The sequence below is a fragment of the Microcoleus sp. PH2017_28_MFU_U_A genome (genome assembly GCF_020738035.1).
In the GTDB taxonomy this organism is placed as follows: Bacteria; Cyanobacteriota; Cyanobacteriia; order Cyanobacteriales; family Microcoleaceae; genus Microcoleus.
Window position 1 is genome coordinate 44,050 of sequence record NZ_JAEQCX010000072.1, and the last position, 14,762, is coordinate 58,811.

Here is a 14,762-nt window from a genome sequence, read left to right on the forward strand (position 1 = left end):
AAACATATCCGCAAGGGCGAAGCATTCGCGCCTGTATCCTATCGACTATATAAGAGATTTTCAGCGCGAATGCTTCGCCCCTACAAAAAACGGGATGCTCTCTAAAAAAATCTCAGAAATCAAATAAAATTACTGTATTTCCCAATCAAAACTCTCTCCCCCAACAGCCACTGTGAACTTGCCATTAACCTCGCCCTCGCAAACCGAAACCCGCAAAGCAGACCACCTCAGGATCTGTCTCGAAGAAGACGTACAATTTCGCGAAACTACCAGCGGACTGGAACACTACCGTTTTGCTCACTGCTGTTTGCCAGAAATCGATCGCACCCAAATCGATCTCACATCCACATTTCTCGGCAAAAAACTAGGCGCTCCGCTGCTAATTTCCTCAATGACAGGCGGTACAGAACTAGCCCAGACCATTAATTATCGCCTCGCCGATGTCGCTCAGGAATACAAACTCGCAATGGGAGTCGGTTCCCAGCGATGCGCTGTCGAAAACCCTCAACTTGCTCCTACATTTGCCGTGCGCCGTCGCGCTCCCGATATTCTGCTATTTGCTAATATCGGAGCGGTTCAATTAAACTACAATTACGGTTTGGAAGAGTGTCAAAAAATTATCGATATTCTGGAAGCAGATGCCCTAATTTTACACCTCAATCCGCTGCAAGAGTGCGTTCAAACTGAAGGCGATACTAATTTTAAAGGACTGCTCGAAAAAATTGCTAAATTGTGCGATAAATTACCAGTACCGGTGATTGCGAAAGAAGTAGGCAACGGTATTTCTGGAAAAATGGCACAGAAATTGCGATCGGCTGGGGTAAGCGCGATCGACATTGCCGGAGCCGGAGGCACTTCTTGGGCCAAAATAGAAGGAGAGCGAGCCAAAGACGGCAAGCAGCGGAGGTTGGGCGCCACCTTTGCCGACTGGGGAATCCCGACAGCCGAGTGCGTTGTCAGCACCCGCGCCGTAGCGCCAGATGTTCCCCTGATTGCCTCTGGGGGCTTGCAAAACGGCTTGGATGCAGCCAAGGCGATCGCCCTCGGCGCGGATGTGGCGGGGCTGGCGCGGCCGTTTCTGGAAGCAGCCGCAGCATCGGAATCAGCAGCAGGTGTTCTAGCTGAGGTTTTAATTGCAGAAATCGCTACTGTGATGTTTTGTACGGGCTGCGCTAACTTAGATGAGTTAAAACATTCTGGGGTTTTGGAAAGGTTAAGATAAAAGTATGTCAGTTGGCAGTTGGCAGTAGACAGTTGGCAGTTGGCAGTTGGCAGTTGGCAGTTGGCAGTTGGCAGTGGGAGCATCTCAGTTTTGCATTTATAGAGCGTCTCCGCTCGCGAGCGGTATAATACTCGCGAGCGGGGACGCTCGCACTATATATAAAAAATGCTTTTTTCAAAAATGAGATGCTCCCGTTGGCAGTTGGCAGTAGTCAGTAGTCAGTAGTTACTGATTATTGGGAGAGATTCAAAAATAACAAATAACAACTGCTAATTACCAACTGCTAATTACCAATTACCAACTGTAACTGTTAACCATCAACTGTCAACTATCAACTATCAACTGTCAACTGTCAACTGTCAACTGTCAACTGACTAATTATCTAAATGAAAGATTTCCTAAAATATACTTGTGCAAGTTTGCTGGGAACCTTCCTGGGATTGTTGCTGCTGGGCGGCATCGGATTGGGAGGACTGGTACTGCTAATTGCTCTGGCGGCATCGTCGTCTAAAGATTCAGGCCCGCAAGTTAAAGATAAGTCTGTATTGGTATTAGACCTTTCTCTAAATATCACCGATAGCAAACCGAGCCGCAGCACGAGCGCGGCGATTCAAGAAGCACTTTCGGATGAATCCGGGGATGCTGTGACGCTGCGGACTGTTTTAGATGCGATCGAATCTGCGAAAAAAGACCCGAAAATCGTGGGGATGTATCTCGAAGGCAGTTCGGATTCCAGCAGCAGCGGGTTTGCTAATCTCAAAGAAGTTCGATCGGCATTACAGCGTTTCCGAGATGCCAAAAAACCCATTTTTGCTTACGAAATGGACTGGAATGAGCGAGATTATTACCTCGGTTCAGTTGCTAACACAATTGCGATGAATCCTTACGGATCTCTTGAAATCAACGGTTTTAGCAGTCAAGCAATGTTCTTAACCGGTGCTTTCGAGAAATACGGCCTCGGAGTGCAAGTCACTCGCGTCGGTAAATACAAGTCAGCCGTCGAACCGTTTTTGCTCAAAAAAATGAGCCCTGAAAATCGCCAGCAAACTCAAAAATTGCTGGGAGATATTTGGGGCGAATACTTAAAAACTGTCGGGCCGAGCCGCAAATTGAGCGTTCCCCAACTGCAAGCAGTTGCAGATAATGGCGGAACTTTGATGGCTAACGAAGCTCTCAAAGGCAAGTTAGTTGATAAAGTTGTCTACTTTGATGAAATTGCAACAGAACTGAAAAAACTAACAGGAACCGATGCAGAAGATAAATCTTTCAAGCAAATAAGTTTGAAAAACTACGCAAGAGTTGCTGAGAGTAAAAACTCTACTCGCGCTCACAAGAAAAACCAAATTGCTGTCCTTTACGCTGAAGGTGAGATTGTAGACGGCGAAGGCGGCCCGACTCAAGTAGGGGGCGATCGCATCGCTGAAGAAATGCGTAAAATCCGAGAAGATGACGACATAAAAGCAGTAGTTCTGCGCGTCAACAGCCCTGGAGGCAGCGCGACGGCTGCGGAAGTCATCGGGCGCGAAGTCGCGCTGACAGGCAAAAAAAAGCCAGTTATCGTATCGATGGGCAATTTAGCAGCTTCCGGCGGCTATTGGATTTCGATGGGTTCTAGCAAAATCTTTGCCGAAGCCAGTACGATTACTGGTTCCATCGGCGTTTTTGGGATGCTATTCAATGCCGAAAAGTTGGCTGCTAACAACGGCATAACTTGGGACGTGGTAAAAACCGCCCGTTTTGCGGATACTAACACGGTTTCCCGCCCCAAAAATCCTCAAGAATTGGCGAATATTCAGAGAATAGTCGATCGCATTTACGATCTATTTATCACCAAAGTCGCCGACTCCCGCAAACTGCCAAAAAACAAGGTGCAAGAAATTGCTCAAGGCAGAGTTTGGTCTGGTACGGCTGCGAAACAGTTGGGCTTAGTCGATGAAATTGGCGGCCTAGAAGATGCCGTTAGAGAAGCAGCTAAGCAAGCTAAGCTAGGCGACGATTGGCAGTTAGAAGAATATCCAAAACGCCGCAGTTTGGAAGAGCAAATTTTGGAAAGAATATCCGGCGTTCGCGTTTTGAAACCAGCCACCAAACTCGATCCGCTGAGTGCAGAAGTTAAGAAAATGCAGGATGAATTGGCTGTTATCAAGTCGATGAATGACCCGCAAGGGATTTACGTTCGCTTACCTTTCGACTTGCGGATTAATTAACTTTACTCTTTAACCCGCGTCGGCGGGTTTTGTCTGTGTAGAAGCGGTTTCAACCGCCGAGTTTCAACCGCCGAGTTTGTCTTTACTCTTCAACCCGCGTCGGCGGGTTTCCGAGTTTGTCTTTACTCTTCAACCCGCGTCGGCGGGTTTTGTCTGTGTAGTAGCGGTTTCAACCGCCGAGTTTCAACCGCCGAGTTTCAACCGCCGACTCCGATATTGAAAAACCCGGTTTCCTCAAGAAACCGGGTTTATGAATACCCTTTAAGTCGATCGACTGGGAATTGGAAATATTTATTATGCAGCACGCTGAGTCAACAATCCCCAGATGAAAAGTACCACGATCGCGCCGATGACTGCAAAAGCTATGCTGGGTACAGTTAATGCTCCGAAGGATGCTCCCGCGCTAGTCCCCACAAAGACTTGGCCTAAATAACCTCCCACCAGCGCGCCGATAATTCCTAAAACTGTTGTTGCGACAAAACCGCCACCTTGAGTTCCCGGATAAATGGCTTTGGCGATCGCACCGGCAATCAGTCCTAAAACGATCCAAGCAATAATTCCCATTTCTTTTTCTCCTGAGTCCTTAACTTTTGTCTGCCTTGTCTTATGTTCTAAGAATAGCAACTGATATCCCGTCCTTTCCTCTACCGTAGGGATGAACCGAAAGAGGTATAATTTCTCATGAATCATCCTAATTTAAGGCTTTTTAATATGTCAAAAGAGTTATTGAAGAACGGACAACTAAGAATGCAGAACGCAGAACGCACAACTAAGAACGAAGCCTTTAATTATCTAGGATAGAAGGCTTTATTTATTTAGGACAGAAGCAATCGACTACTCATGGAAAGTGCTATTTCAGAACCTTCTAACCGTTGGGTGCGGTTGGTATAACCCAATTTTTCTAAGGAAGAAAGCTACTTATGCTCAAAGCCGAAGGGAAGTAGGAGAAATTTTTCTGGGACTTTTGGTGTTTTACTGGTAAAAAAAATTACAATAATTCAGTCAAATTAGGAAAGTTGGCCCCCGATGAATCTGACACTGTGCACGATCGTGAAAAATGAAGAAGCAACACTGTCGCGGACTTTGGACAGCGTGAAGGGTGTTGTAGATGAAATAGTTGTAGTAGATACCGGTTCGCGCGATCGCACTCGTGAAATAGCCCGAGAATCCGGGGCGAGGGTTTATGACTTTGAATGGTGCGACGACTTCGCAGCGGCGCGCAACGAGTCTCTGAAGCACGCCCAGGGCGACTGGATTTTGGTGTTGGATGCCGATGAGGTGCTGGTACCGGAGATTGTACCTCAGATCCAGCAGGCAATTAAGAGCGATCGACTGTTGCTAATCAATCTCATCCGCCAAGAAATCGGTGCATCTCAATCACCCTATTCCCTAGTGTCGCGTTTGTTTCGCAATCGCCCCGGCATCCGCTTTTCTCGCCCTTACCACGCCATGGTAGACGACAGCGTGGCTGAGATTTTGCAGCGCGAACCAGAGTGGAAAATAGCTTCTCTCCCCGATGTGGCGATTTGGCACTCTGGTTATCACAAAGATGCGATCGCAGCAAAAAGCAAATTCCAAAAAGCTCAAACAGCAATGGAACGCTATATAGCTTATTATCCAAACGATGCTTATGCGTGCAGCAAATTAGGCGCGCTGTACGTAGAAAGCGGGCAAATCGCGCGGGGCATTAATTTATTAACTAGGGGATTGACTGCGGCGACAATTGATGAATCTATTGTTTACGAACTTAACTATCATTTAGGCATTGCTTACCGCCAGCAACAGCAATTTGCCAAAGCCAAAGAACACTATCAACTCGCAATTAATACAGATGTTTTCCCGGCGCTCAAATTAGGTGCTTACAATAATTTGGGCAATTTGCTCAAAGATGAAGGAGATTTGCCAGCAGCAGAAAAAGCTTACAAAGCAGCTTTAAAAATAGATCCCAATTTTGCACCAGGTCACTACAATTTAGGACTCACACTGAAAGCAACCGGAAATTTGGTAGATGCGATCGCCTATTACCGACAAGCCATTAAAATCGATCCCGAACACGCCGAAGCCCATCAAAACTTGGCAGTAGCGCTGCTGAAAATTGGCAAAATGCCCGAAAGTTTAGCAGAATTCAAAAGAGCGATCGCCCTTCACGAACAGCGCCGCCCCTTTGAAGCAGAACGCCTGCGCCGCGGACTGCAAGAAATGGGTTTAATCTAAACCTGCATATCTACTTTCTCGTTAAGTAGGTCATTTGTAGGGGCAATCGTCGGTAGTTTCCCATCGATCCCAGAGGGGTAAGCACTCTTGGCATTAACCCTACAAATTGCGAAAAATACCAACAAAATCAAGCAATTATCTCTACTTTGCCGCTGTCCAAATCGTAGCGCGCCCCAACAACTTTAAGCTTTCCCGCTTTCACTGCTTCAGCCAAAATAGGCGACGCAGATTTTAACTTTTTTACATTCATTTTTACATTAGCTCTGACTGCGTTATCCCAAGCATCGCCCAATTGATTTTTTGTAGCATCAACGGCTGGTTTAATCGCCGCCACCAAAGTGCTAATGTGACCCGGCACAGCTTTACCATCCAAAGCCGCTTTCACAGCACCGCAGCGTTCGTGACCCAGAATTACTAATAGCGGAACGCCTAATTCTAATGCGGCATATTCCATATTTCCGAGAACCCCGTCGTCGAGAAAATTTCCAGCTACTCGGATATCAAATAAATCCCCCAATCCTTGGTCGAAAATAATTTCGGGTGTTACCCGCGAATCAGAACAAGCAAGGATGGTTGCAAACGGATGTTGACCCTTTGCTACTTCGGTAATTCGCGATCGGCTTTGGTCGGGAAATGTCCGTTTTTGGTGAATATACCGCTGATTCCCGTTCATCAATTTCTTGAGTGCGGCCTCAGGAGTGATGTTTGAGACTACTCCTTCTGCATAGGCCGGTTCAGTTTTGAACAGCCCTGGGGCCATGGTTGCCACCAGCGCCCCTGCACTTGACATCCAGATCGCACTCCGCCTCGACATCTTGCCTATTTTTTTTGAGTCGGTCATTGCTTGCAACTCGGTTAATTGTTTTATATTTATTAGTATAATATTTGCCATCAGCCCAGCAAAAATTCTTTACTTTTTCTTTACAAGTAGCTGCCAAATATAAACTAATAAAAAATCGCCCCTTGTAATTTCATGGAATTAACTGCGGTCATCATTCTGCCTGCGGAGGATGCTATAGTGTATCTAAAACAACAATTATTTATCAATGAATCACAATGTCTTACGTCGCCAGCATTCATATCTATCCGGTCAAGTCCCTTGACGGCATAGCTGTCAGTCAAGCTAATATTCTTGCCAGCGGAGCTCTAGCAGGCGATCGCTCTTTTGCCATCTGCGATCTTTCCGGAGCATTTGTTAACGCTAAGCGCAACAGCGGAGTCCATTTTCTGCGCCTATCATTTGACATAAAAAAGAGAATCGCCGGTCTGAAAATTCAAGACACCGAACAAGAAATATTTTTTCATGTAGATAGAGAACGCCCCGCAATAGAATCTTGGTTGAGCAACTACTTCGGTTTCCCGGTCAAATTAATTGAAAACTTGCTCGCAGGCTTTCCCGATGATACCGCAGCACCCGGGCCAAGCATTATCAGTACCGCAACAATAGCCGAAGTAGCATCTTGGTTTCCCAGAGTTTGCGTTAACGAAATGCGCCATCGCTTGCGAGCTAATATTGAAATAGGAGATGTCCCGGCTTTTTGGGAAGATCGACTTTTCGGAGCAGCCGATGAAGTTGTCAGGTTTAAAATAGGGCCAGTAATATTTGAAGGTATTAATCCCGGTCAGCCCTGTCTGCAATCCAACCGAAATTCTGCTGCTCAAGAAGCTTATCCAAACTTGAAAACTATGCTAACAGCCAAGCAAAATGAAATCATGCCTGAATTGCAAAAAAAAGGGCATTTCAATCACTTTAGTCGGCTGCTCGTTAACACGCGAGTGCCACTTCAATCAGCCGGAAAAATAGTACACATAGGAGATGAAGTTCAAATCCTCAGCGTTAGCAAATCCGTAGTTAATACCATTTCTGATTAATTTAAAAAAATTAGGAGGACTTGCATCCCTCACTAATAACTCAATCCTTTTGACTTAAACGTCCCCATTACCAATCACCAATCACCAATCACCAATCACCAATCACCAATTACCAATTACCAATTACCAATTACCAATTACCAATTACCAATTACCAATTACCAATTACCAATTACCAATTACCTTAAATTTCTGTTGGTACTATAAACCACGATCGGTCTGTCAATTCCTTTAAAGCGGAAATCTCCCATCGGCTCAAAACTTTGGGGCGATCGCAGCAACGTGTAAGTAGCTTCGCTCACCACGCATTCCCCAGGCTGACAAATTCCCTCCATCCGAGCAGCCAGATTAATAGTCGAACCCAACACAGTATAATCAACTCTTTTAGAACTGCCGACATCACCAATTATTGCCTTGCCGCTGTTAATAGAAATCCGCAATTGCAGCGGTTCGCCCAAACTCTTATTTGCATTGAGTTCGTCAAGACGGTTGAGCATTCCCAAAGCAGCAGCCACCGCGCGATCGGCATGATCCGGTTGAGGTTCCGGCGCTCCAAAAAATGCCATAATACAATCTCCAATAAACTTATCTAAAGTTCCTCCTTCCCCAAAAACTTCTTGCAGCATTTCCTCAAAGAAATTGTTCAGCAACCGGGCAATTTCAGGGGGCCTCAAGCGTTCAGACATCGCAGTAAAGCCCACAATATCTGCAAACAAAATGCTGATTTCGCGTTCCACAGGCGGCAGGCGGTGGTCAATTAAAGTCCCCGTATTCATTAAATGCTGCACCACAGCCGGAGAGTGATAGCGTTCCAATCTTTGCCGCATAGTTTCTTGGGTGCGGAGTTTTTGTGTCAGCAGCCACCGCTGCACGCTAGAAGCAGCGATATTTCCTAAAGCTGAAAAAAAGCTCAAGTCTTCATCTCCGCCCAGATACCACTCTCTAGAAGTCAGTTGAGCGTCGCCGTAAAGCACTCCAAAAACTGTATTTTCATCCCAGAGAGGAACAGCTATCGCCGTGCGAATTCCTTTATCGATCATGCTTATATTGTCGTCAAACTGTTCGTCAAACTGAGCGTCGGCAGTTTTGAGAGCAACTTGTTCGTCTAATACTTTGCGGCAAATAGTCCGGCCGATCCAACTGCCGTCAGCAGGGATATATTTATTTTTGGCAGTGGGTCTGGCGGCAGTCTTAACTACTTCGAGTTCGCCGTTATTTTGAAAGTCTATTAATAGTGCCAAACGTTCGATATTTTTGATATCGCGGAACACGATTTGCTGGACTTGATCGAAAATTGCTTCGATGGATTCAGCGGTGTTTAAATACTTCGCAATATCGACTAAGTATTTTAAACGCGAGATAGCTTGTTCGTAATTTTTTTCAAGTTTTGTGTCTGGTTCTATCCACTGTTTTTGCAGTTCTTTAGCTTTGCCGAGGATAGTCACTCCTTCGGGCATGGTGCCGATTTCAGGAAGTTGGGGGTCAGAGCGATCGGGCAAAACGACAATCAAATTAATCCGGTGTCCCAGATAAATCACATCGCCCTGATTGACTAAGTGAGGTTGGTTGAGGGGACTGTTGTTTAGTAGCGTCCCGTTGGTACTGCCCATATCCTCAACTAGCCACTCCCCTGAAGCTATTTTAAACAAGCGGGTGTGGTGCCGGGAAATGTCAGAAAAAGGCAGTTGCAAATCGCATTCTAGCAACCTACCGATAATAAATTGCTCGCCTTCGACAGGCACGGTTTTTTCGATGATTCCATTAATTTGAAGTTCCAGATTCAGTTCATTCATAGACAGCACCGCTGTTGAATTTTCAAGGCTTTGATAAGACTTGAATTCATCAGATCAAATCTCCTACAAGTCTTATAAAGCTGGCGGCAACTCCAAAGTAAGCTGACCCAACACACCAGTTCTAAAATCGTTTAACATCTGCCGCGCCGTTCGTTCGACATCTCCTTTATACCTGTCTTTTGCTACTTCGTGCAAATAATCTTCACCATTGCTAGATCCTATATCTAATTTATACCGAGATTTGAAACCAGATACTGATATCAATGTGTCATCAGCCGCCTCCAGCCCGAGGAGCAAATCAACCATAGCTGCTGCTACTACCTGATTGTCGTAAGCTGCTTCGCCAATATCTTCGCAAATAGCTAATTTTATGGCATTTTCTTGATTGTTAATCCGGGTGGGGATTACTCCGGGGGCGTCTAGTAACTCAATTTCGTCAGAAATGCGAATCCATCGGAGCGATTTAGTTACTCCAGCTCTGCGGGCACTGTCTACTACTCTGCGCCCTAAAAGGCGATTAATTAAAGCAGATTTGCCGACATTGGGAAAGCCCATCACCACGGCGCGGACTGGACGGGGTAGCATTCCTCGATCGAATCTGCGTTTATTTAGCTGCACCCCAGCCTCCTGGACAGCATCGGAAACATCGTGTACTCCTTGACCGTGCTCGGCGTTAGTAAAATAAGCAGTTTCGCCCTGAGATTCAAACCAGGTTTCCCACGCATCGAGGGTTCTAGGCGTAATCATGTCCATGCGGTTGATGACCAACACTCGCGCCTTACCGCCCACCCAGGTAGGCATTTGGGGGTGGTAAGTCGCTAGTGGAATGCGGGCATCTCGGACTTCGAGCACCACATCTACCCGCTTTAGCTGTTCTTTTAATGCCCGTTCAGCTTTGGCAATGTGACCGGGATACCAGTGAATTTTCATTAGTTATTAGTTATTAGTTAGTTGTTAGTTGTTAGTGGTCAGTTATCAGTTGTTCGTTGTTCGTTGTCAGTTGTTCGGGGAGCATCTCAATTTTTGCAAAAAGCATTTTTTTGTTGTAGTGCGAGCTTAAGAGCTCGCTTGGTTTTAACAGCAAGCGAGCTCTTAAGCTCGCACTACAAAATCAAAACTGAGATGCTCTCGTTGTTCGTTGTCAGTTGTTAGTTGTCAACTGCTTTCGGAGTCAACTAAGAGGGCGAGCAAGGCGGGGCACCGCCCCAACTGTCAACTGCTTTCGGAGTCAACTGCCAACTGTCAACTGTCAACTGCCAACTGTCAACTGCCAACTGTCAACTGTCAACTGTCAACTGTCAACTGACTAAGGCACAATCAAAACTGCACAAGGAGACAGATTGATCACCCGACTGGTAACGCTGTCAGACGCACCATCATCAGTTAAACCCATCCCACGACAGCCCATCACAATCAAATCAGCCCCAACTTCGTCAGCCACATCACAAATCGTGAAAGCAGGTTTGCCTTCTCGTTCGATGATTTCAGCTTCAATTCCCTGCTGGGAAAACATCGACTGGGCTTCAGACAGCAGTTTGGCGACTGCTTCGGGGGAACTCATCACCTCTCGCGGTGCCTCACCCTCCTCGGCTGGGGGTTCGACTACCGACAGAATAACTAAACGAGAAGCGTAGGTTTTCACAATATTGACAACCTTTTCCGCCGCTTCGCGGGCTTCTCGGCTTTGATCTACAGGAAATAAGACAGTCTTGAACATAGTTCGCATTTCCCGGACACGGACTCCGATAAAATGTTTACGTTGAGCCAAATCAGTGCCGTTTGTTTCATCTTCCGTTTTTTGTACGGGCGCGGTTGAATGCGCCCGAGGCCCCAAGTGCAAGTGACGAGTGCCGCCATTTCAACGGAATTAGACAAAAACACAAATATTAGGAGGTTAATCCTGTGACAAAAAAAACTGTAGCAAATTTATCGGCATCGGACTTATCGGGCAAACGGGTATTGGTGCGCGCGGACTTTAACGTGCCGCTCGACAACGGCAATATCACCGATGATACTCGCATCCGGGCTGCTCTGCCGACTATTCAGGATTTAGCGTCGAAGGGCGCTAAGGTCATTTTGTGCAGTCACTTCGGGCGTCCCAAGGGTGTGACGGAGAAGTTGCGCTTGACTCCGGTTGCTAAGCGGCTGTCGGAATTGTTGGGGAAGGAAGTCAAAAAGACTAACGACTGTATTGGTGATGAAGTGGCTGCTACTGTGGCGGCGATGGCTGATGGCGATGTGATTTTGCTGGAAAATGTCCGCTTCTACCCTGAAGAGGAAGCAAATGACCCAGAATTTGCCAAGAAGTTAGCTTCTGTTGCTGATTTGTATGTCAATGATGCTTTTGGTACGGCTCACCGGGCTCACGCTTCGACTGAGGGTGTGACTAAGTATCTGAGTCCTTCGGTGGCTGGGTTTTTGATGGAGAAGGAGTTGCAATATCTCGGTAGTGCGATCGACAATCCGCAACGTCCCTTAGCTGCTATCATCGGTGGTTCTAAGGTTTCCAGCAAGATTGGAGTCATCGAAAAACTGCTCGAAAAGTGCGACAAATTGCTGCTGGGTGGCGGCATGGTGTTCACGTTCTACAAAGCTCGCGGTTTGAACGTTGGCAAGTCTTTGGTGGAAGATGACAAGCTCGAACTGGCTAAGTCTTTGGAAGCGAAGGCAAAGGAACGGGGAGTTACTTTCCTGTTACCTACTGATGTGGTAGTTGCTGACAAGTTTGCTGCTGACGCCAACACTCAAACTGTCTCCGTTGAGAGCATTCCCGACGGTTGGATGGGTTTGGACATCGGCCCGGATTCTGTGAAAACTTTCCAAGATGCTTTGGCTGATTGCAAAACGGTAATCTGGAACGGGCCGATGGGCGTGTTTGAGATGGAGAAGTTTGCTGCGGGAACTGAAGGAATTGCTCATTCTTTAGCTGGAATTACTAAGACTGGTACTACCACGATTATCGGTGGCGGTGACTCGGTGGCGGCTGTGGAACAGTTGAATCTGGGGCCAGAAATGAGCCACATTTCTACTGGTGGCGGCGCTAGTTTGGAACTGCTAGAAGGTAAGGAATTGCCTGGTGTTGCGGCTTTAGATGAAGCTTAAATCTTCCGATAGAAGGTAGAAGACCGAAGGCAGAATTCAAGACGATTGTCAATTAAAAAAAACTGAATTTTTTAGTTTGCTATTATGTTGAAAATTCTGGCTTCGGGCGGCTTATATGGTCTCCACTAGAACCAGCCTAATAAAATTGGTTCGTAGTGAGGACTTTAGTCCGCATCCATAGAAGGACTAAAGTCCTCACTACAAACCTTTTATATGGGAGTTATTGAGGGTAAATAATATTACGTTTACCAGTTGAAAATTCTGGCTTCGGGCGGCTTATATGGTCTCCACTAGAACCAGCCTAATAAAATTGGTTCGTAGTGAGGACTTTAGTCCGCATCCATAGCAGGACTAAAGTCCTCACTACAAACCTTTTATATGGGAGTTATTGAGGGTAAATAATATTACGTTTACGAGTACAAGACTAGCGATCGCAATTTTTGCGAGTATAATTGGTCTGAAGTGGCAGTGAGGTTTGTTTGTGAAACTTAAAATCTTGGCAAGTGTAACGGCAACTGTAGCAGTTTTAGCCCCGTTTTTGCTGGCAGCTCCCGTCAAAGCTCAAAATCCAGATCATGTCCGGCAATTGCTCGAAAGTAAGGAGTGCGAGGGCTGCGATTTGAGAAATGCTGATTTGTTTAAGGCGAGTTTGTACAGAGCTAATTTAAGAGGAGCTGATTTAAGCGGAGCTAATCTCTACGAAGCTAATTTGCTAGAAGCAGATTTAAGTGGTGCTAATTTGGCAAATACTAACTTGGTTAATGCTGAAATGTATGGTGCCGACTTGGACAGCGCTAATCTGCGAAATGCGGATTTGTCTAATGCTTTTTTGGGGCGGGCCAATCTGACGAGAGCTGATTTGCGCGGTGCTAAGCTTTTTAATACTAATTTGGGCGAAGCTTATTTGCTGCAAGCTAATTTGTCGAATGCAGATTTGCGACGTTCGCTGCTGTTTAGAGTGAATTTGAATCGCGCGAATTTAAGCGGGGCTGATTTGTCTTTTGCTGACGTGCGCGATACTAATTTGCAGAATGCTATTCTGTCAAATACCAGGCTTCCTAGAGCTCAATTGACCGGGACAAATATCGATGCGGCGAGGGACGTGCGGCAGGCTGATTTGGAACGTGCAAATTTGCGGGGTACAAATTTGGGGCCGATGGTTTGCGTGACGACGAGTTTTCCTTATTGTGTTTTGAATTTGGAATAATATCAGGTTCTCTCGAACGACGACAATCAGATGGGTTTGTAGTGAGGACTTTAGTCCTCAGATTATGAGGACTAAAGTCCTCACTACAAACCGTTTTTATTGCGGGTAATTAAGGGCTGGTACACCGTAAGTTGAGACCGGAGCTAAGTTTGAGGTGGTTTGTATCCCCTTTCTAGGGCAAATCTCACAAGCTGGGCGCGATTTTCTAACTGTAGTTTGCTGAATATGCTGCCTAAATGAGCTTGGACGGTGCGGGGGCTAATAAACAGTCGATCGCTAATTTGTTTGTTAGTATAACCCTGGATCACCTCCCAAAAAACTCTTTCCTCGGCTGGTGTTAGAGGCAAAGGTGCTAGTGGTGGCAATACTGCGACAACTTTGGGCTCCACCGCCAGGGCGGTAGAAGTTTGCAGCAGTCGGACAATCTCGGCGTGAATGCGGTGGGAGCGCTCTAACTGAGCTTTCACCTTAGCCAAGATTTCTTCAGACTGAAAAGGTTTTACCAGATAATCGTCAGCGCCGATCGCATGACCTTCAACTTTTGCCTCAATTTCGCCTTGACCAGACAAAAATATAAACGGCACCAACTGTCCCAAACGTGTAGTACGCAAGCGCCGGCAAAACTCAAACCCGTCCATTTCCGGCATCATCACATCTGAAATCACCAAATCTGGGGGGGCATTTTCAAAAATTGAGAGCGCCTCAACTCCTGAATTAGCGCATTCAACCCGGTATCCTTGGCTTTCGAGATACATTGCCAAGACTGTTTGACAGTCTGCTTCGTCGTCAACTACTAATATTCTTTCCATGAGGGCCTTGCACCAATTCCAGTTGACAGTTCTTGAAACTGCGGCTGATTCTTTTACGCTGAACATTTCTCTACATAGCTGTGCAATGCTGGAGATGTAACGATCGCAATTCCGTCATGGCTGACAGAACAGGTCGAATCCGACAAAGCACGTAACAAGATATTACGTGCGCCGTTCAAATCTCTCCCAATTACCGTTTGGCAATTCGGACATTTGAACACTTTAGAGCCGCCAAGTTTTCGATGAATATGACCACAATTTCCACAAGTCTTAGACGTATAGGCTTCTGACACATCAACAACAATCGAACCATTTTTGTCAGCTTGATGTTTGATG

The 14,762-nt window shown here is 46.2% G+C and carries 13 protein-coding genes; 6 read left to right on the plus strand and 7 right to left on the minus strand.

Annotated features, from left to right (window positions below; translation table 11 throughout):
• The first annotated feature begins 172 nt into the window (after positions 1-172).
• Positions 173-1,222, plus strand: a complete 1,050-nt coding sequence (fni, locus tag JGK14_RS17920) for a type 2 isopentenyl-diphosphate Delta-isomerase (protein ID WP_293190005.1) — start codon at positions 173-175, stop codon at positions 1,220-1,222.
• Between the two features lie 386 nt (positions 1,223-1,608).
• Positions 1,609-3,429 carry a signal peptide peptidase SppA gene (sppA, locus tag JGK14_RS17925; protein WP_293282273.1) on the plus strand — a complete coding sequence of 607 codons (1,821 nt, stop codon included), beginning with the start codon at positions 1,609-1,611 and terminating at the stop codon, positions 3,427-3,429.
• Between the two features lie 294 nt (positions 3,430-3,723).
• On the opposite strand, the gene JGK14_RS17930 is transcribed toward sppA, so the two are convergent.
• A complete protein-coding gene (locus tag JGK14_RS17930; protein ID WP_293177765.1) occupies positions 3,724-3,993 on the minus strand; it encodes a GlsB/YeaQ/YmgE family stress response membrane protein in 270 nt (89 codons plus the stop codon).
• 462 nt (positions 3,994-4,455) lie between these two features.
• On the opposite strand from JGK14_RS17930, the gene JGK14_RS17935 reads away from it, so the two are divergent.
• Positions 4,456-5,643, plus strand: coding sequence for a glycosyltransferase family 2 protein (locus JGK14_RS17935; RefSeq protein WP_293177768.1), 1,188 nt, complete (start codon positions 4,456-4,458; stop codon positions 5,641-5,643).
• A gap of 127 nt (positions 5,644-5,770) precedes the next feature.
• On the opposite strand, the gene JGK14_RS17940 is transcribed toward JGK14_RS17935, so the two are convergent.
• Positions 5,771-6,484 carry a carbonic anhydrase gene (locus JGK14_RS17940; RefSeq protein WP_293177771.1) on the minus strand — a complete coding sequence of 238 codons (714 nt, stop codon included), beginning with the start codon at positions 6,482-6,484 and terminating at the stop codon, positions 5,771-5,773.
• A gap of 215 nt (positions 6,485-6,699) precedes the next feature.
• Between JGK14_RS17940 and JGK14_RS17945 the strand changes: the two genes are divergently transcribed.
• Entirely contained in the window at positions 6,700-7,515 is an 816-nt protein-coding gene (locus JGK14_RS17945; RefSeq protein ID WP_293177774.1) for an MOSC domain-containing protein, read from the plus strand.
• A gap of 179 nt (positions 7,516-7,694) precedes the next feature.
• Here JGK14_RS17945 and JGK14_RS17950 read toward each other — a convergent pair whose 3' ends face one another.
• The 3 genes from JGK14_RS17950 to JGK14_RS17960 form a co-directional block, all read right to left on the minus strand.
• Positions 7,695-9,308, minus strand: coding sequence for an adenylate/guanylate cyclase domain-containing protein (locus JGK14_RS17950; RefSeq protein ID WP_293177777.1), 1,614 nt, complete (start codon positions 9,306-9,308; stop codon positions 7,695-7,697).
• 72 nt (positions 9,309-9,380) lie between these two features.
• Entirely contained in the window at positions 9,381-10,238 is an 858-nt protein-coding gene (gene ylqF, locus JGK14_RS17955) for a ribosome biogenesis GTPase YlqF (RefSeq protein WP_293149305.1), read from the minus strand.
• A 376-nt stretch (positions 10,239-10,614) separates the two neighbouring features.
• Positions 10,615-11,025: a universal stress protein gene (locus tag JGK14_RS17960; RefSeq protein WP_293177780.1), complete on the minus strand. Its 411-nt coding sequence runs from the start codon at positions 11,023-11,025 to the stop codon at positions 10,615-10,617.
• 185 nt (positions 11,026-11,210) lie between these two features.
• Between JGK14_RS17960 and JGK14_RS17965 the strand changes: the two genes are divergently transcribed.
• On the plus strand, positions 11,211-12,410 hold the full coding sequence (locus tag JGK14_RS17965; RefSeq protein WP_293177783.1) for a phosphoglycerate kinase: 1,200 nt from the start codon (positions 11,211-11,213) through the stop codon (positions 12,408-12,410).
• 481 nt (positions 12,411-12,891) lie between these two features.
• Positions 12,892-13,617, plus strand: a complete 726-nt coding sequence (locus JGK14_RS17970) for a pentapeptide repeat-containing protein (protein WP_293325557.1) — start codon at positions 12,892-12,894, stop codon at positions 13,615-13,617.
• Positions 13,618-13,760: 143 nt separating this feature from the next.
• Here the strand turns inward: JGK14_RS17970 and JGK14_RS17975 are convergent, their stop codons facing one another.
• Entirely contained in the window at positions 13,761-14,492 is a 732-nt protein-coding gene (locus JGK14_RS17975; RefSeq protein WP_442921463.1) for a response regulator, read from the minus strand.
• The coding region (locus JGK14_RS17980) for a transposase (RefSeq protein WP_293189999.1) at positions 14,480-14,762 on the minus strand (283 nt) is incomplete at its 5' end. The genes JGK14_RS17980 and JGK14_RS17975, both read right to left, overlap by 13 nt.

What these genes read in the sequence shown, in the direction of transcription:
- sppA (WP_293282273.1), top strand. Translation starts at nt 1,609, where the DNA reads ATGAAAGATTTCCTAAAATATACTTGTGCAAGTTTGCTGGGAACCTTC.
- JGK14_RS17930 (WP_293177765.1), bottom strand. Translation starts at nt 3,993, where the DNA reads ATGGGAATTATTGCTTGGATCGTTTTAGGACTGATTGCCGGTGCGATC.
- JGK14_RS17935 (WP_293177768.1), top strand. Translation starts at nt 4,456, where the DNA reads ATGAATCTGACACTGTGCACGATCGTGAAAAATGAAGAAGCAACACTG.
- JGK14_RS17940 (WP_293177771.1), bottom strand. Translation starts at nt 6,484, where the DNA reads ATGACCGACTCAAAAAAAATAGGCAAGATGTCGAGGCGGAGTGCGATC.
- JGK14_RS17945 (WP_293177774.1), top strand. Translation starts at nt 6,700, where the DNA reads ATGTCTTACGTCGCCAGCATTCATATCTATCCGGTCAAGTCCCTTGAC.
- JGK14_RS17950 (WP_293177777.1), bottom strand. Translation starts at nt 9,308, where the DNA reads ATGAATGAACTGAATCTGGAACTTCAAATTAATGGAATCATCGAAAAA.
- ylqF (WP_293149305.1), bottom strand. Translation starts at nt 10,238, where the DNA reads ATGAAAATTCACTGGTATCCCGGTCACATTGCCAAAGCTGAACGGGCA.
- JGK14_RS17960 (WP_293177780.1), bottom strand. Translation starts at nt 11,025, where the DNA reads ATGTTCAAGACTGTCTTATTTCCTGTAGATCAAAGCCGAGAAGCCCGC.
- JGK14_RS17975 (WP_442921463.1), bottom strand. Translation starts at nt 14,492, where the DNA reads ATGTTCAGCGTAAAAGAATCAGCCGCAGTTTCAAGAACTGTCAACTGG.